We start from the raw sequence: 17,904 nt of genomic DNA, 5'->3' as shown, positions 1-17,904 counted from the left end.
GCAAGTCCTGCTTCCCTTCGGGAACCACACTTGGGGCGGTTCATGAAACCGAAGTCTCTGATGCGCATCGTGATCTTCGTGCTGTTGCTGCTGGGCGGCGCGGCCACGGGGCTGAGCGTCTGGTGGGTGTCCTATGAGGCGGCCCTGCGCGGGGTCGCGGAACGGGGCGAGGCGGATCTGGCGCTGGCCTCGGATCGCTTCATCGGGCAATTGCACCGGTTTCAGGAACTGGCGGTTCTGGCCGCGGATCACCCGACGCTGGCGGCACGACTGCGGGCCGGGGATGCGGCCTCGTCCGAGCTGGCCGCCGACGCCGGGGCGCTGCTGCTGTCGGTGGCCGACAAGACCGGAGTCTACAACATCATCCTGCTGGATCAACTGGGCCGCATCCAGTCCGCCGCCCACCCGCAAGTGGCCGCGCGGATCAATCACGTCGAGCAGAGCTATTTTCACCGCGCCATGAACGGGGCGCTTGGCACTTACCATTCGGTCCTGCCGGGCGAAAGCCGCCGCACCTTTTCGGTCGCGGCCCCGGTGCACGGTGTGGGCGGGCCGCCGCTGGGCGTTGTGGTGGTGGTGGCCGACATCGAAAGCACCGAGGCCGAGTGGCGCGGCGATGCCCCGGTCGTCATGTTCCGCGACGAATTGGGCGTTGTCTTCCTGTCGTCGCGCAGCGAGTTGGTGCTGACCCGCGACATGGCGGTGCCGCTGCCCAGGGCGCTGTCGGCCAGCTATGATCCCGCCCATCTGAAACCCTTTCCGGAATACCGCAGCCGCATGGTCGGAGAGTTCGAGGTCTGGAACATCAACTCTGGCCCCTATATCCCTGAAACAGCGATACATATTTCCAAGGATCTGCCGGTGATCGGTTTTCTGGCCGAGGGTCTGGCCAATGCCGCCCCGGCGCGACGGCTGGCGATCCTGCAGGCCACACTGGCGGTCGGTCTGTATGTCACCGCTTTCGCCGTTGGCCTGTTCCTGCTGAACCGGCGTCGCCGCATCAACAAGCGGCTGTCGGATCAGGCCGCCGCGCAAGAGATGCTGGAGCGCCGCGTTGCCGAACGCACGGTGGAACTGTCGCGGGCCAACAAGGCCCTGCGCAGCGAGGTCGACGATCGCATCAAGGTCGAAGAGGAATTGCGCCGGACACAGGCACGGCTGGTGCAGGCGGGCAAACTGTCGGCGCTGGGGGAAATGTCGGCGGGGATCAGTCATGAGTTGAACCAGCCGCTGATGGCGATCCAGACCTTTGCCGAAAACGGCACCCAGTTCATCGAGATGGGCAAGACCGAAGTGGCCGCCGCCAACCTTGGCAAGATCTCGGAACTGTCGCGCCGCATGGGCCGGATCATCAAGAACCTGCGCGCCTTCGCCCGGCAGGAGGATGCGCCGCTCAGCAATGTCGATCCGGTGGCAGTGGTGGATGCCGCGCTGGAAATCAGCGCCGCGCGCCTGACCCGCGCCGGGGTCGAGGTGCTTTGGCAGCCGCCCGAACAGACCTTCGTGGTGCGGGCGGGCAGCGTGCGGCTTCAGCAGGTGGTGATGAACCTGGTGTCCAACGCCGCCGACGCCATGGACGGCCAGCCCTTCAAACGGCTGGAAATCACCGTCGCGCCCGAGGGCGATGCCCAGGTCGTGGTGTCGGTCCGCGACACCGGGCCGGGTCTGGACCAGCCCGAAAAGATTTTCGATCCCTTCTATTCCACCAAATCGGTGGCACAGGATTCCATGGGGCTGGGGCTGTCGATCTCTTATGGGCTGGTGCAAAGCTTCGGGGGTGATATCGAGGGGGAAAACCATCCCCAAGGCGGCGCCATCTTCACGGTGCGTCTGCCGCGCGTGGCAGAAAGGAGCGCCGCATGAGCCGACGCGTGTTGCTGGTCGAAGACGATGCCCAGGTGCGCGAGGCGCTGGCCCAGACCCTGGAACTGGGCGGCTACTCGGCCATCAGCGCGGGCAGTTTCGTGGTCGCCAAGGATCACATCAGCCGTGGCTTTGACGGGGTGATCCTGTCCGATATCCGGATGCCGGGGCGCGACGGGTTTCACCTGCTGGACTATGCCCAGAAGCAGGACAAGGATCTGCCGGTGATCCTGCTGACCGGCGAGGGCGACATTCCCATGGCGGTGCGGGCGATGTCGGAAGGGGCCTTCGACTTTCTGGAAAAACCCTGTGCGCCCAAGACCCTGATCGCCGTGCTGGAACGCGCCTTGCGGCTGCGGGCACTGGTGCTGGAAAACCGCGCCCTGAAGGCACGCGCGACCGAAGGCGACGCGGCCACGCGGATGATCTTCGGCATTTCGAAGCAGGCCGAGGCGCTGCGCAATGCCGTGCGCCATGTGGCGGCCAAGCCGGTGGATGTTCTGGTGACCGGCGATCCGGGCACCGGCACGCCCAAGGTGGCCGAGGTGACCCACCTGCTGTCGCCGCGCGCGCGCCATCCGTTCGAAAAGCGCGCCTCGGCGGGGCTGGGTCCGGACAGGTTGTTGGCGGCTCTGACCGAAGCCGGGCAGGGCAGCCTGTTTCTGGATGAGGTCGCCGCCCTGCCGCCCGAGTCGCAATATTTCCTGCGCGAGAAGCTGGAGGAATCCGGGCGTGCCCGCGTGCTGGCCGGCACCTATCGCGATCTTGCCGCCGAGGCCGCACAGGGCCGGTTCGATCCGGATCTGGCGCTGAAGCTGGGCGCGGTGCAGGTGCGCATCCCGGCGTTGCGGGACCGGCCCGAGGATATCAGTGTGCTGTTTCGCCATTATGTCGCCAATGCCTGCGAACAGGCCGCGCTGGACGAGCCGCCGATCACGCCGGACCATATCGCCCGCCTGATGGCGCAGGACTGGCCCGGCAATGCCCGCGCGCTGATGAACGCGGCGATGCGATTTGCCCTTGGTCTGACCGATCAGGACGAGGCCGAGGGCGAGGGGCTGGCCGAGCGCATGGCGCGGGTGGAGCGGTCTTTTCTGGTTGATGCCCTGACGCGGGCGCGCGGCAATGCGTCCGAAGCGGCCAAGGATCTGCGCCTGCCGCGAAAAACTTTCTACGACAAGCTCTCGCGCCATGGACTAAAGCCCGAGGATTTCCGATAGCAGAGGCTTGCCGCCCCGGCGCGGACCAGACCCTCGGACAAGGACGCCAGAATGGCACGCTCGCCACAATTGCAGGGCCTCGCGGCGATGATTGCGGCCAGCACCATCTGGGGGCTGTCCAGCCTGTTCTACAAGCTGCTGGCCGATGTGCCGCCGCTGGAGGTGCTGGCGCATCGTACGCTGTGGTCGCTATTGGCGCTGGCCGGGGTGCTGGCGCTGCAGGGCCGGGCGCGGCAGATCCTGGCCTGTCTCGCGACCCCGCGACTGTTCCTGCTGACGGTGCTGGCGTCATTGCTGATCGGCAGCAACTGGTTGGGGTTCATCTATTCGGTGCAGGTGGGCAAGGCGCTTCAGGCCAGCCTGGGCTATTACATCTTCCCGCTGGTCACGGTCATCCTGGGCCGGTTGGTGTTCGGCGACCGGTTGCGCCCGGTACAATGGGTGGCAGTGGCGCTGGCGGCGCTGGCGGTCACGATCCTGACCGCCGGTCTGGGCATCGTGCCGAGGATCGCGTTGATGCTGGCCGTGACCTTCGCCTTGTATGGCGCCTTGAAGCGGATGGTGCCGGGCGGGGCCGGGGCCTCGGTCGCGGCCGAGGTGCTGGTGCTGGCGCCTTTCGCGCTGCTGTGGCTGATTGGCGTGCATCTGTGGGACTGGACCGGGCTAACCGGGCGGACGGGCGGGGTTTTCGGCACGGATCTCGGTGTCTCGCTTCTGCTCATCCTGTCCGGCCCGCTGACCGGGCTGCCCTTGCTGCTGTTTTCCTATGCCGCACGGCGGGTGTCGCTGCCGACAGTCGGGCTGGTGCAGTATCTTAACCCGACGCTGCAGTTCCTCATCGCGGTGCTGATTTTTGGAGAGCCGTTCACGGTCTGGCACATGATTGCCTTCGCGCTGATCTGGAGTGGCCTGACCCTCTATTCCCTCGACAGCCTGAGGTATCGGCACCACAGCCGTCCTCCGGCCTGAGCGAATTTGCGGCCTTCGGGTGTGACCTGTGGTAAACTACAGGATACAGGGCGAAATTTCGCCCTGACCTTGGCTGATCGCAACAGGACCCCGCCCCATGGACCACCGCCCCGCAGAGCAGACCCGGCACCGCTGGCCGTTGTGGCTGGCGGCAGCTGTGGGGCTTGGCGCGGGCGGATTGCTGGTCAGTGGTGTGTTCCCGCAGCTGGAGGCACCGGAAACGGAGGTGGCCGCGATCCCGCCACAATCGGGCGTGGACGCGGTGCCGAATGATCCCGCCAGAACCCTATCGCAGGGCGAACCCAGTTTCGATCTGGTACGGGTCGAGCCTGATGGCACCACGGTGGTGGCCGGGCAAGCCCGTCCCAACGCCCGCGTGGCGGTTGTGCTGGACGGTCAGACCATGGCCGAAACCCGCGCCGATGCCAGCGGCAGTTTCGTGGTCTTCGTGGCGCTGGAGGCCGGGGATGAGCCGCGCGTCATGTGGCTGATGGCTGAAACCGCCGAGGGTGACATGCTGGCCTCGGTGGACACGGTCCTGATCGCGCCTGCCCAGCACAGCCTTGACGCTGGTACGACGCTGGCCGGCACGCTGGCCCAACGACCGGCAGAGGATCTTTCGGTGCAGACAGGGCAGACCGACCCGCGGGTTCGCATCGATCAACCGATGGATCTGGCGTCCTTGCCGAACGGAGATGCGGTGCCAGAGGTCGGGAGCGCGCCGGACGTGGTGCCGCAAGCCGTGAACGAAAACGCACAGCCCGAGACAAGCCCGGAAACTTCCCCGCAGGCGCAGGCGACCTTCGGGGCAGTAGGGGAGTCGTCCCCAGCCGAAACAACGCCCCCACCCGCCACCGAGCGTGCCCCAGCCCCGCCCAAAGCCGCCCCGCGCGTGTTGCTGTCCAGCCGCGAGGGCATTGCGGCGCTGGATGTGCCGCGGCTTGATGCGGCGACGGCGCTGCGCATCGACACCATCGACTATGGCACCGATGACACCGTGGTGCTGAAGGGCCGCGCGGGCGCTTCCGGCCCGGTGCGGGTGCGTCTGAACGGCACCCTGCGCGGCACCGGCACCGTCACCGAAGACGGGCTTTGGTCGCTGGTTATCTCTGACGTCGCGCCGGGGCTTTACGATCTGCGCGTCGAAAGCCTCGACCCGTCGGGGGCCGTTCTGGGGCAGGCCGACGTGCCCTTCCGCCGTGAAGCCCCGGGCATCGTACAGCAGGCGCTGAATGGATCTGGCGCCCGGATCGTCACGGTGCAGCCCGGCGCCACGCTGTGGGCCATCGCGCAGGATCTCTATGGCGCGGGCACTCGTTATGTGCAGGTGTTCGAAGCCAATCGCGACCAGATCCGCGACCCTAACCTGATCTACCCCGGCCAGGTCTTTGATTTGCCCGCGACCTCCGGCCAGCCGTGACATTCCCGGCCCGAGACCCTAGGTCTCTGAGGTAGTCACTGGCGGAGCCCCCATGAGATCCGATGCATATTCCAGCCCCGCGGGTCTGTCGAAATCACCTGACGGCGCCGCCGAGGGACCCACGGCCACCGATCCGGCGGTGATCGCACGCGTGGCACCATACCTTTGGCCGAAGGATGCGCCCGAAATCCGCATCCGCGTGGTGCTGGCCCTGACCGCCCTGATCGTGGCCAAGCTGGTCGCGGTGGGCACGCCGTTCTTTTACAAGGAAGCCGTGGATGCCCTGGCGGGCGATGGCGGCGACGGGCCGCGGATGCTGGCGCTGGGGGCCGTGGGGCTGACCGTGGCTTACGGGGTGGCGCGCATCCTGACCGTCGGGTTCCAGCAGTTGCGCGATGCGGTATTTGCCCGCGTCGGCCAACGCGCCCTGCGGGCCGTGGCATTGCAGACCTTCCAGCACATCCACGCCATGTCGCTGCGCTATCATATCACGCGCAAGACCGGCGGGCTGAGCCGGATCATGGAGCGCGGCGTCAAGGGTGTTTCCTTCCTGCTGCGCTTCATCCTGTTTTCCATCGGCCCGCTGGTGCTGGAACTGGCGCTGGTGGGCGTCGTTCTGGCGACGCTGTTCTCGATCTGGTACCTGGTGGTCGTGGGCGTCACGATCGTCGCCTACGTGGCCTTCACCTTCAAGGTCACCGAATGGCGAGTGACGATCCGGCGCGAGATGAACCGTCAGGACACCGACGCCAACCAGAAGGCCATCGACAGCCTGCTGAACTTCGAGACCGTCAAGTATTTCGGCGCCGAGAACCGCGAGGCCGAGCGTTACGACAGCGCCATGGCGGGCTATGAGGACGCGGCGATCCGCACCTCCTATTCGCTGGCCTTCCTGAACTTCGGGCAGTCGCTGATCATCTCGGCCGGTCTGATCGCGGTGATGGTGATGGCGGCCCTGGGGGTGCAGAAGGGCACGCTGACCGTGGGCGATTTCGTCATGGTCAACGCTTATATGATCCAGATCACCATGCCGCTGAACATGCTGGGCATGGTGTACCGCGAAATCCGGCAAAGCCTCGTGGACATGGGCGAACTGTTTGGCCTGCTGGACCAGCCCGCGGAAATATCGGATGCCCCCGATGCGCGGCCCCTGAAAGTGACCGAAGGGGCGGTCAGCTTTGACAACGTGGCCTTCGGCTATGACCCCGAACGACCGATCCTGAAGGGTGTCAGCTTCAGTATCCAGCCCGGCGAAACGCTGGCCATCGTCGGGCCTTCGGGGGCGGGAAAATCCACCATCGGGCGGCTGTTGTTCCGCTTTTATGACGTGTCGGGCGGGGCGATCCGCATCGACGGGCAGGATCTGCGCAGCGTCACGCAGGACAGCCTGCACGCCGCCATCGGGATCGTGCCGCAGGACACGGTGCTGTTCAACGACACGCTTTACTACAACATCGCCTACGGCCGCCCCGAGGCCACCCGCGAGGAGGTCCATGCCGCCGCCCGCGCCGCACATCTGCACGCCTTCATCGCGGACCTGCCCGACGGCTATGACACCCAGGTCGGCGAACGCGGGCTGAAACTGTCAGGCGGCGAGAAACAGCGCGTCGGCATTGCCCGCACCCTGCTGAAGAATCCGCCCATCGTGCTGCTGGACGAAGCCACCAGCGCGCTGGACACCGCAACCGAACGCGACATTCAGGACAGCCTGCGCGCCATTGGCGAGGGCCGCACGGTCATCACCATCGCGCACCGCCTGTCCACGGTTGTCGAGGCCAAGGAGATCGTGGTTCTGAAGCAAGGGCTGGTGGTCGAGCGCGGCTCGCACGCCGAGTTGCTGGCCCGGCAGGGGCAATACGCGGCCATGTGGCAGGCGCAGGTGGACACCGAACAAGGAGACAAACAGACATGAAGGTTGCGCATTTCATCTGCAAGCGGTCGGACAACGGCCCCGGACTAAAAAACGTCGAAATTCTGGACAAGACGGACGGTACCTGGCGCTCGGGAAAATGGGACATGTCCCTCGACGACGCCCGGTCACTGATCGACGGGCGGATCTATCTGCATGAAACCAAGGCCAGTCCCAGCGCCTTCGGAGGCACGGTGATCGATGTCGAACCGGTGCACGACAGCACCCTGGCCCATCCCGACCGTGTCTGGTTTATTTTCCGGCCGAGCCTTGAAGACAAGGGCGTCGATTGGCGAGGGAAAGATCACGCGATGGCCAGCTATGGCGGCATCGTCGAAGTTTGAACCGCGCATCATTCCCCGGATGAAGAAGGGCGGCCCCGCAAGGCCGCCCTTTTTTGTGTCTATTCCGCCGCGCGCAATGGGGGCGATCCGTGCGGCTCGATCCGCGTGGCCTGGTCCCGCCCGGCCACGTCCCAGATGATCTCCGAGGATTTCATCTTGGCGGCCTTGCGGCGCAGCATCCAATCCTCGGCAGCGCGTGACCCGCGTCCGCCGGTTACCCGCGCCAGCATCCGGAACAGGGCGTTGACATAGGTCCAGAACCACACCCGCAGCGCCAGCAGGGCCGGGGTGACCACCAGCGTCAGCATGGTCGCGACGCCAAGGCCAAAGACCACCGCCGTGGCCAGCTGCTTCCACCACAGCGCCGTAGGGCTGTCGAGTGTCGAGCCGCCGCCAAGGAAGTCCAGCGACAGGCCGAACATCATCGGTGTCAGGCCCGCCATGGTGGTCAGCGTGGTCAGCAGCACCGGGCGAATGCGGGTTTCGGCGGTGCGGATGATCGCCTCGATCCGCGGCATGTAGCGGCTGTATTCCTGATAGGTGTCGATCAGAACGATGTTGTTGTTCACCACGATCCCGGCCAGCGCGACAATCCCGGTGCCGGTCATGATGATCGAGAACGGCTGGTTCATCACCAGCATCCCGATCAGCACGCCGGTGGTGGACAGGATCACCGCCAGCAGCACCAGAACCGAGTTGTAGAAGCTGTTGAACTGCGCCAGCAGGATGATGAACATCAGCCCCAGCGCCCCGGCGAAGGCATTGCCCAGGAAGGCCTGGCTTTCGGCCTGATCCTCCTGATCGCCGGTCCATTCCCAATCCACGCCCGCGGGCAGCGGACGGTCGTTCTGCAGCCACTCGGTCAGCGCCGCGATGCGTTCGTTGGCGGTGATTGGCTGGCCCGCGTCATTGGTCAGCCCCGGCAGCACATCGGCCTTGATGTCATAGTATCGCTTCTGGTCGACGCGATTGATCTCGGCCAGTTTCTTGACCGGGGTGATGGTGATGAAATTGGCCAGCGGCACCAGCCCATCGACGGTGCGCACGCGCAGGGTGTCCAGCGTGGACAGCACGCGGTCCTGTTCAGGCAGGCGCACGCGGATGTCGATTTCCTCGTCCGAGCTGTCGACGCGCATGGTGTCCAGCAGCACGCCGCGTGTCACCAGTTGCACCATGGTGCCGACGGTGGCCACATCGGCCCCGAAACGTCCGGCCTTTTCCACGTCCACGTCGATCTGCCAGTCGATGCCGGGCAGGGGCAGCGTATCCTCGATGGCGGTGATGCCTTCCATCGATTGCAACTTGGTGCGGACGGTTTCGATGGATTGCTCCATCGGCGCCCAATCCGTGCCGGTGACGCGCAGATGCACCGGTTTGCCCGAGGACGGACCGCGCGACAGGTCCAGAACTTCGGTCTGGATGCCGGGGATCTGGTCCAACTGGGCCTGAAGACGCGCCAACACCGCGTCGCCGTCGTAATAGGGATCGACCTCTTCGCGCAGGAACAGCTGTTTGAACCAGCCGCCTTCTGCCGCAACACGGGGGCGGTCGTTCCACGGAGTGATCTCGATCTGGACCTGACCCACGGTGTCATTGGGCGCTTCGCCGCCGCCGGTGTTCTGGTTCAGCCCGCCGTCACCGGCAAAGGCAAAGGCGCTGTCGACACCATCGGTGGCCAGCACCACCTGTTCGACCTCGTTGACCAGCGCGTCGCGCTCGTGCAGCGACAGGTTGCCCCGCGCCTTGACATAGATGATCGCCTGCTCGGGCTCGCTTTCCACGAAGAACTCGACGCCGTTGTTGTTCTCGCCGAAGTAGGAAAACACCGACATGACGATGAAGCCGACACCGACGATGGTGACCACCGGCATGATCGGATTGCCGGCGATGAAGGTGATGAACCGGCCAAACGGCGTGCGGCGATAGCCGGCGCGGATCTTGCGCTCGCTCCGCGATGGTTTGACGGCGGCCATGGCAATAGAGGCAAAGGAGGTGCCCACCGAGAACAGGATCAATCCGGGCAGCACACCCATGATCCCCGACGGTGCCCCGTCCCCCAGCAGATAGGCGGGGTTCAGAAGCTGCATCGCGCCCATAAAGGCCAGGTACAGGCCCACCGGCACAAGCACGATCCGCAGCAGCAGCGGCCAGCGGCGCAGCCCGTCTGAAATGTGGCCATAGGAGCGCGCCAGACGTCCCGACACGCCGCCCATGACCGGAAGGTAGACCAGCGCCACCACCAGCGAGGCCGACAGCACGAAAATCAGCGTTACCGGCAACATGCCCATGAATTCGCCCGGAACGCCGGGCCAGAACAGCATCGGCAGGAAGGCGCACAAAGTCGTCGCGGTCGAGGACACAACCGGCCAGAACATGCGCTTGGCGGCTTCCACATAGGCGTGCATCGGGCCGGTGCCTTCGGAAATGCGCCGGTCGGCGTATTCCACCACCACGATGGCCCCGTCCACCAGCATCCCCACGGCCAGGATCAGGCCGAACATCACGATGTTCGAGATCGAGATCCCCATCACCGCCAGCAGTGCGAAACACAGCAGGAACGAGGTCGGGATGGCAAAGCCCACCAGCAGCGCCGGACGCGCGCCCAGCGAGGCCAGCACCACGATCATCACCAGCGCGATGGCGGTCAGGACCGAACCTTCCAGCTGCTTGACCATGGAATCCACTGTGGTGGACTGGTCGTTTGACGTGGTGACCGACACCGCGTTCTGCAATTCGGGCGGCCAGGTCTCGACCTCGGCGGAGACCTCGGCGCGGACCAGTTCAGCGGTGTCGATCAGGTTGAAGCCCTTGCGCTTGACCACCTGCAACGCCACCGTCTGCTCGCCGTTGAACCGGGCGGTGCCGGCACGGTCTTCAAAGGTCAGGCGGATGTCGGCCACGTCGTTCAGCGTTACCACCCGGTCGCCGTTGGTCTTGACCGGCAGGTTGAACACGTCGCGGCTCTCGTCGAAGGACGAGGGGATCTTGACCGAAAACGCACCGCTTTCCATTTCCAGTTCGCCCGCGGCGATCAGTTGGTTGTTGTTAACCACCGCGTTGACCAGATCGGCGGCGGTGATGTTATAGGCTTCCAGGCGCACCGGATCGATGATGACTTCCAGCATCTCGTCGCGATGCCCGGCCAGCGGCGCCTCGAGGATGGCTTCCAGCCCTTCCAGACGATCCTGAAGATCCTTGGACAGGTGCAGCAACTGACGCTCGGGCACATTGCCGGTCAGGCTGACGATGATGATCGGAAATTCCGAGAAGTTGATCTCGTTGATCGAATACTTGTCCGCCCCCTCGGGGAACTTGCCCTCGGCCGTGTTCATGGAGGCGCGCACGTCGGCCAGGGTCTTGGACTTGTCCCAGCCGAACTCGAACTCCAGCCCGACACCGGCATAGCCTTCAGAGGCGGTCGAGGTCATGGATTTCAGGCCGTCCAGATCGGACAGTTCGGTTTCCATGGTCTTGACCAGCAGTTTTTCGCTGTCCTCGGCGGAAATCCCGCTGAACGGCACCGAGACGAAAATGGCCGGAATTTCGATGTCCGGCTCGCCTTCCTTGGGCAGTTTGGAATAGGCAAAGCCCCCTACGGCAAGCGACAGGACGATGAAGGCCATCACCATCCGGGCGCGGGCGGCAGCCCAGTCGACGATACCGGTCATGCGTTGCTCCCACGCTTGCCGATTTTCACGCGCACGCCCTCGGTCACGTATTCCTGGCCCACGGTGATGATCGCGGCCGTGTCAGGAACGCCGGTGATGATGACGCCCTCCAGCGTGTCGCGTTCAATGCGCACCGGGTAGAATTGCACCACGTCATCGTCACCGACCACGCGCACGCCCATGGTGCCGTGATCGTTCAGGGTCAGGGCCGAGGCGGGGATCAGATGCGCCTTCACGCCGTCCGCGGCGATGGCGATATTGGCGGTCAGCCCGTCGCGGATGCTCAGGTCATCGTTTTCCACCGAGACCTCGACCCGGAAGGTGCGGGTCTGCGGATCGGCCGAGCGGGCGATAAAGGTGACACGCCCCGTGACCTCGCGGCCCGTGGACAGGCGCGCCTGCGCCATCGCGTCCAGCTTGACGGCATCAACCATGGTTTCGGGCAGATAGGCCACGATCTTGATCGGGTTGAGCTGGATCACCGTCGCGCAATGGGCCCCGGCCTGCATCAGGCTGCCCAGTTCGGCGGTGTCGCTTTCCAGCAGGCCAGCGAAAGGCGCGGTGATTTTCAGACGGTCGATCTCGGTGTTCGCTGCCTCGACGGCGGCCTGCGCGGATTGCAGGGTCGCTTTGGCACCCACGGCACGGGTTTCCGAAGCAAAGCCGCCTTCGGCCAGCTTCGACGCGGCGGTGTTGGAGATTTGTGCTTCGGCCAGACGGGCTTCGGCCTCGGCCAGTTGTGCAGGCCGCGTGCCGGGATCGATCTCGCACAACACGGTGCCCGCTTCGACAAAGGTGCCCTTCTGAAGGGGGGGCGAGATCACCAACCCGCTGATTTGCGATTTCACTTCGATCTCGCGGTCGGCCTGGGTCTGGCCGCGCAGCACCACCGAGGTCTCGACCAGATCGGCAACACTGTCCAGAACCACCACAGAAACCAGTTCGGCTTGCGTCATGTCACCGGCAATCGAGGTCGGGGCCTCGGGTGTCGCTTCGGGCATCCCTGCGGCCTGTGCGTCCTCGGGCGGCTTCCCGGCAATGGCCAGAACCCGGTCCCGCTCGAACACGATGGCGTACAGGGCGATACCGACCACAATCGCCGTCAGAATGGAAAGAAACCTCATCGTACAACCTATTTCGTGTTCATATACAGGACAATCAGGGCGCAGCATGGCTGCTGAACCGACCAGTTTAGATTAGGGCGAGTTGCCCCTGTCTTCAAGGTATGTAGCACGCAGAATTCCAAGGAAAGAGGTGTGGCCATGACCCCTTGACCTTGGCAAAGCGGTCAACGACACGTAGAACCCGATCCATCCGCTTGTGGAGGCAGGAAATTGAGCCAGGCAGACAGCTTTATCGAAGAGGTCACGGAAGAGGTCCGTCGCGACCGTCTTTTCGCATTGGCCCGCAAATACGGCTGGATTCCGATCCTTGCTGTGGTTCTGATCGTGGCCGGCGCCAGCTACGTGGAATGGCAAAAGGCCCGCGAACAGGCGGCAGCCGAAGCTTTGGGCGACTCGATCTTCAGCGCGCTGGAGCGGGACACGGCGCTGTCGCGCCTGACTGCGCTGGAAAGCATCGATGTCGAAGGCGACGCCAAGTCGCTGGTGGCGCTGCTGGCGGCCTCTGAAGCCGCGCAGGTGGATGCCCAACGGGCCGGTGCCTTCCTAAAGTCGGTGATCGACACGCCGGAGCAGCCGCAGATCTATCGCGATCTGGCCGCGCTGAAACTGGCGGGACTGACCGACTATCCGCTGATGACCGCCGACCGGATTGCCCTGCTGGAACCGCTGACCGCCCCCGGCGCGCCGCTGCGTCTGCTGGCGCAGGAACAGATTGCCTTGCTGCAGATGGAGCGCGGTGAAACCGATCTTGCCCGCGATCTGCTACAACAGGTGTCCGATGATGCCGGCACCGGCTTTGCCCAACGGCAGCGGATCGAACAGATCCTGATCGTGCTGGGTCCCGCCGACGGAGATTCGTGATCTTGATTCGGACCGAAACGAGTGTTTCGAGACGCCCGCGCGGGCGCTCGCTTGCCCTGCTGGCCTGTGTGCTGGCCGGTGTGACCGCCTGTGGTCCGGATGAAGAACTGTTGCCCGGCGACCGCTTCGACCTGCGCGACGTGGATGAAGCGCAAAGCGCCTATGCCGAATCCGTCAGCGACGGCAGCCTTGCCAACCAGCAGGAACCGGCGCCGCTGCCCAAGGTCATCCCGAACGCCCCCTATACGGTGACCGGCGAAAGCCGCGCCACCGGCTTGCCCGGCGCACGCGCCAACGCAGACTGGCCGACGGTCAACGGCTCCAACACGCATCAGATCACGCAGCCCGCGCTGGGATCGCCGCTGACCCAGGTCTGGCGCACCAAGATCGGGTCGGCCAGCACGCGCCGCGCGCGGATGACCGCCGATCCGGTGGTGGGCGGGGGCCGGGTTTTTACCCTGACCGCCTTTGCCCAATTGCAGGCCACCGCGCCCAGCGGCGCGGTGCTGTGGCAGCGCGACCTGACACCGGAAGGCGAACGTCCGGGCGAGGCCGCGGGCGGCGGTGTCACCTATGCCGACGGGCGGCTTTATGTGAATTCGCCCTACGGGCGCCTTCAGGTCATCGACGCGACCAGCGGCACCCCGATCTGGGAACAACGGCTGGGCTCGGTCCCAAATGGCGCGCCCGTGGTCTCGGGCGGGATCGTCTATTTGACCACCCGCGACAGCCAGGCCTGGGCCATCGACATCAGGAACGGCCGGGTTCTGTGGCAGGTGCTGGCGCAGGAATCGGGCTCGGTCGTGAACTTCGGGGCGACCCCGGCGGTGACCAGCCGGTCGGTGATCTTCCCCTTCGGCTCCAATGACGTGATCTCGGTGCTGCGGCAGGGCGGGGTGCGGCTGTGGTCCACCACCGTGTCGGGGCAGCGCCCGGGGCGCGCCTATACGGCCGTCAGCGACATCAGCGCGTCACCGGTCGTCGTGGGCAATCGCCTGTATGTCGGCACCAACAATGGCCGTCTTGCGGCGCTGGATGCTGCCTCGGGCGAACGCATCTGGACCGCACAGGATGGCGCGGTCAGTGCGGTGTGGCCCGAAGGCAATTCGATCTACTTCCTGTCCGATCAGGCCGAACTGATCCGGATCAACGCGGCAGACGGCAAGAAGATCTGGTCAGCGACGCTGCCGCTGTTCACCAAGGACAAGGTGAAAAAGCGGCGCGGGGTCTTTGCCCATTACGGCCCGGTTCTGGCCGGCGGGCGTCTGATCATTGTGTCCAGCGACGGCTTGCTGCGCGAGGTTGATCCGGCTTCGGGACAACTTCTGCGCACCATTGATCTGGGCGCGCCGGCGGCGGTCAACCCGATCGTGGCGGGCCGGACTCTGTATGTTGTCACCACCGATGGACAGCTACACGCTTTTCGTTGACGCGCGAAGGGTGTAAGGCTGCGCGCCTGAGCGCAGTCAGCGGAGTCGCAGATGTTCACCCTAGCCATCGTGGGCCGCCCCAATGTGGGCAAATCCACCCTGTTCAACCGGCTTGTCGGCCGGAAGCTGGCGTTGGTCGATGATCAGCCCGGTGTGACCCGTGACCTGCGCGAAGGCGAGGGCCGCCTGGCCGACCTGCGCTTTACCGTGATCGACACCGCCGGTCTGGAGGAAGTCACCGACGACAGCCTGCAAGGCCGCATGCGCCGCCTGACCGAACGCGCCGTCGACATGGCCGATGTCTGCCTGTTCATGGTCGACGCGCGCACCGGCATCACGCCGTCGGACGAAGTGTTCGCAGATATCCTGCGCCGCCGCGGCCGCCGCGTGATCCTGGCGGCCAACAAGGCCGAAGGCTCTGCCGCCGACGGTGGCGTCATCGAAGCCTATTCGCTGGGATTGGGAGAGCCGCTGCGGGTGTCCGCCGAACACGGCGAGGGCATGAGCGAGCTGATGTCGATTCTGCGCCCGATCTCGGAGGAGTTCGAAGAACTTGCGGAACGCACCGCCCCCGAGACCGAAGTTGCTGTTGATGAGCACGGGGTTGCCGATCTGGACAAGGGCAAGCCCATGCAGATCGCCGTGGTGGGCCGTCCCAATGCCGGAAAGTCGACGCTGATCAACCGGCTGCTGGGCGAGGATCGCCTGCTGACCGGACCCGAGGCCGGGATCACCCGCGATTCGATTTCCGTGCCGATGATCTGGAAGGGCACCCCGGTGCGGATGTTCGACACCGCCGGGATGCGCAAGCGCGCCAAGATCCAGGACAAGGTCGAGAAACTGTCAGTGTCCGACGGGCTGCGGGCGGTGAAATTCGCGGAAGTCGTGATCGTGCTGCTGGATGCGGATATTCCCTTCGAACAGCAGGATCTGCGCATCGCCGATCTGGCCGAACGCGAAGGCCGGGCCGTGGTGATCGCTGTCAACAAATGGGATGCGGTCGAAGACCGGCAGGCGCGGCTGGCCGAATTGAAAGAGGCGTTCAACCGCCTGCTGCCGCAATTGTCCGGCGCACCGCTGGTCACCGTCTCGGCCCTGACCGGGCGGGGGATGGAGCGGTTGCAGGAGGCGGTGTTCCGCGCGCATGACGTCTGGAACCGCCGGATCCCGACCGCCAAGCTGAACCTGTGGCTGAGTGGAATGCTGGAGGCGCATCCGCCTCCCGCGCCGGGCGGCCGCCGGATCAAGATGCGCTACATGACCCAGGCCAAGACCCGCCCGCCGGGGTTCGTGGTGATGTGTTCGCATCCCGACAAGGTGCCCGAAAGCTACAAACGCTATCTTGTCAACGGGTTGCGCGCCGACTTTGACATGCCCGGCACGCCGATCCGGCTGGTGCTGCGCAGCCAGGCGGACAAGAACCCCTACAAGGACAAGAAGAAAAAGGGGCCCTCGAAGCTGCGCAAGCATCTGGGCCCCAAGCGGGTGGACTGAAATCTGGGCGGCCTTTCGGGGCCGCCCTTTTCTTGGGTCAGACCAGCGTGCCGTCGGCGGCCAGCCGGGTCTTGCCGCCCAGATAGGGATGCAGGCATGCGGGCAGATCGACACTGCCATCGGCTTGCTGACCGTTTTCCAGAACCGCGATCAATGTGCGGCCTACGGCCAGCCCAGAGCCATTCAGCGTGTGTACGAACTCGGGCTTGCCGCCGCCTTCGGGACGGAAGCGGGCGTTCATGCGGCGCGCCTGGAAGGCACCGCAATTGGACACCGACGAGATCTCGCGATAGCTGCCCTGGCCCGGCAGCCAGACCTCGATGTCATGGGTGCGCACCGCGCCGAACCCGGTGTCGCCCGAGCACAGCACCACGGTACGATAGGGCAGGCCCAGCCGTTCCAGAATATCCTCGGCACAGCGGGTCATGCGGTCGTGTTCGTCGGCGGAAGTCTCGGGCCGGGTGATCGACACCATCTCGACCTTCTCGAACTGGTGCTGGCGCAGCATGCCGGCGGTGTCGCGGCCCGCTGATCCGGCTTCTGAGCGGAAGCACTGGGTGTGGGCGACGTAGCGGCGCGGCAGTGAGGCGTCATCGACGATCAACCCGTTGACGATATTGGTCAGCGTCACCTCGGCGGTGGGCACCAGCCACCAGCCTTCGCGGGTCTGGTAGCTGTCCTCGCCGAACTTCGGAAGCTGGCCGGTGCCATAGAGCATCTCTTCGCGCACCAGCACCGGGGTCCAGGTTTCGGTCAGCCCGTTGTCATCCACATGGGTGTTGACCATGAATTGCGCCAGCGCACGATGGATCCGCGCCACGGCGCCGGACAGCACGACAAAGCGCGCGCCTGACAGCTTGGCGGCGGTTTCAAAATCCATGCCGGGTTTCACGCCGTCCAGATCGAAATGCTCTTTCGGGGCGAAATCCAGCGCACGCGGGGTGCCCCAGCGGCGCAACTCGACGTTCTCGGCTTCGTCGGCGCCGTCGGGGACTTCGGCGTTCAGGATGTTGGGCAGGGACATCAGCAGGTCACGCAGGTCTTCGTCCGCGGCCTTTGCGGCGGCATCCAAGTCCGCGATCTCGGTTTTCTTGGCGGCGACCAGGTCGCGGAGGCGGGAAAATTCGTCCTCATCCCCGCGCGCCTTGGCGGCGCCAACCTGTTTGGAGGCGGCGTTGCGCTCGGCCTGGGCGGTTTCCGAGGCGGTGATCTTCTCGCGCCGCGCGCTGTCGAGCGCCAGAACCTGGGCGGAAACGCCGGACAGGCCGCGGCGTTCCATGGCGGCGTCGAAGGCATCGGGGGTGTCGCGGATGAAGCGGATATCGTGCATGGGTCTTTCCGTCTGGCGAGGTCCGGGGGCCTTATGGACGAGATCGACGGGCGGGCCAAGGGTGGTTTGTGGACTGCCCGCTCAGCTGCAGCCCGTTGCGCGGTTGCGAGGTCGCGCCGTGAGTATTTTTGCCAAAAAGAAGTCAGGGGCGCGGGCGCAGCGCGGCCGCAGGACGCGCTGCGCCCGCGCCCAACGGGAGAAAGCGCGCCCTCGGGGCGCTGACGACGGGCGGGAGGGCACCGCTGTCGGGGGCAGGGCGCGGCCAACTGACC

At 65.3% G+C, this 17,904-nt stretch carries 12 protein-coding genes; 9 read left to right on the top strand and 3 right to left on the bottom strand.

Annotated elements, in window-relative coordinates; all coding sequences use genetic code 11:
- Window positions 1-42: 42 nt before the first annotated feature.
- The 6 genes from H8B03_RS12305 to H8B03_RS12280 all read left to right on the top strand — a co-directional run bounded on the left by H8B03_RS12305 (window position 43) and on the right by H8B03_RS12280 (window position 7,725).
- Complete coding sequence (locus H8B03_RS12305) at window positions 43-1,863, top strand: sensor histidine kinase (RefSeq protein ID WP_226925888.1); 1,821 nt, start codon at window positions 43-45, stop codon at window positions 1,861-1,863.
- Window positions 1,860-3,083, top strand: a complete 1,224-nt coding sequence (locus H8B03_RS12300) for a sigma-54 dependent transcriptional regulator (RefSeq protein ID WP_193142175.1) — start codon at window positions 1,860-1,862, stop codon at window positions 3,081-3,083. Before H8B03_RS12305 ends, H8B03_RS12300 begins: the two co-directional genes overlap by 4 nt.
- 51 nt (window positions 3,084-3,134) lie before the next feature.
- Window positions 3,135-4,052: an EamA family transporter RarD gene (gene rarD / locus H8B03_RS12295; protein ID WP_226925887.1), complete on the top strand. Its 918-nt coding sequence runs from the start codon at window positions 3,135-3,137 to the stop codon at window positions 4,050-4,052.
- A 97-nt stretch (window positions 4,053-4,149) separates the two neighbouring features.
- A complete protein-coding gene (locus H8B03_RS12290; RefSeq protein WP_193142174.1) occupies window positions 4,150-5,472 on the top strand; it encodes a LysM peptidoglycan-binding domain-containing protein in 1,323 nt (440 codons plus the stop codon).
- 52 nt (window positions 5,473-5,524) lie between these two features.
- Window positions 5,525-7,384, top strand: coding sequence for an ABC transporter ATP-binding protein/permease (locus H8B03_RS12285; protein ID WP_193142173.1), 1,860 nt, complete (start codon window positions 5,525-5,527; stop codon window positions 7,382-7,384).
- Window positions 7,381-7,725 carry a hypothetical protein gene (locus tag H8B03_RS12280; protein ID WP_193142172.1) on the top strand — a complete coding sequence of 115 codons (345 nt, stop codon included), beginning with the start codon at window positions 7,381-7,383 and terminating at the stop codon, window positions 7,723-7,725. Before H8B03_RS12285 ends, H8B03_RS12280 begins: the two co-directional genes overlap by 4 nt.
- Before the next feature lie 59 nt (window positions 7,726-7,784).
- Here the strand turns inward: H8B03_RS12280 and H8B03_RS12275 are convergent, their stop codons facing one another.
- Window positions 7,785-11,393 carry an efflux RND transporter permease subunit gene (locus H8B03_RS12275; protein ID WP_193142171.1) on the bottom strand — a complete coding sequence of 1,203 codons (3,609 nt, stop codon included), beginning with the start codon at window positions 11,391-11,393 and terminating at the stop codon, window positions 7,785-7,787.
- A complete protein-coding gene (locus tag H8B03_RS12270; protein WP_193142170.1) occupies window positions 11,390-12,517 on the bottom strand; it encodes an efflux RND transporter periplasmic adaptor subunit in 1,128 nt (375 codons plus the stop codon). Before H8B03_RS12270 ends, H8B03_RS12275 begins: the two co-directional genes overlap by 4 nt.
- A gap of 210 nt (window positions 12,518-12,727) precedes the next feature.
- Between H8B03_RS12270 and H8B03_RS12265 the strand changes: the two genes are divergently transcribed.
- From H8B03_RS12265 to der, 3 genes are read left to right on the top strand one after another with little or no spacing between them, the layout of a single operon-like run.
- The gene (locus H8B03_RS12265; RefSeq protein ID WP_193142169.1) at window positions 12,728-13,378 is read left to right on the top strand and encodes a hypothetical protein; all 651 of its coding nucleotides are present in this window, start codon (window positions 12,728-12,730) and stop codon (window positions 13,376-13,378) included.
- 2 nt (window positions 13,379-13,380) lie between these two features.
- Window positions 13,381-14,808, top strand: coding sequence for a PQQ-like beta-propeller repeat protein (locus H8B03_RS12260; protein WP_193142168.1), 1,428 nt, complete (start codon window positions 13,381-13,383; stop codon window positions 14,806-14,808).
- Between the two features lie 51 nt (window positions 14,809-14,859).
- Complete coding sequence (gene der, locus H8B03_RS12255; protein WP_193142167.1) at window positions 14,860-16,302, top strand: ribosome biogenesis GTPase Der; 1,443 nt, start codon at window positions 14,860-14,862, stop codon at window positions 16,300-16,302.
- Window positions 16,303-16,339: 37 nt separating this feature from the next.
- Here the strand turns inward: der and serS are convergent, their stop codons facing one another.
- Complete coding sequence (gene serS / locus H8B03_RS12250) at window positions 16,340-17,632, bottom strand: serine--tRNA ligase (protein WP_193142166.1); 1,293 nt, start codon at window positions 17,630-17,632, stop codon at window positions 16,340-16,342.
- Between the last annotated feature and the right edge of the window lie 272 nt (window positions 17,633-17,904).

Source organism: Meridianimarinicoccus sp. MJW13, from assembly GCF_014901205.1.
Lineage (GTDB): Bacteria > Pseudomonadota > Alphaproteobacteria > Rhodobacterales > Rhodobacteraceae > Meridianimarinicoccus.
Note: the sequence above shows the minus strand (reverse complement) of the source record. Positions and strands in the feature narration are given on the sequence as shown.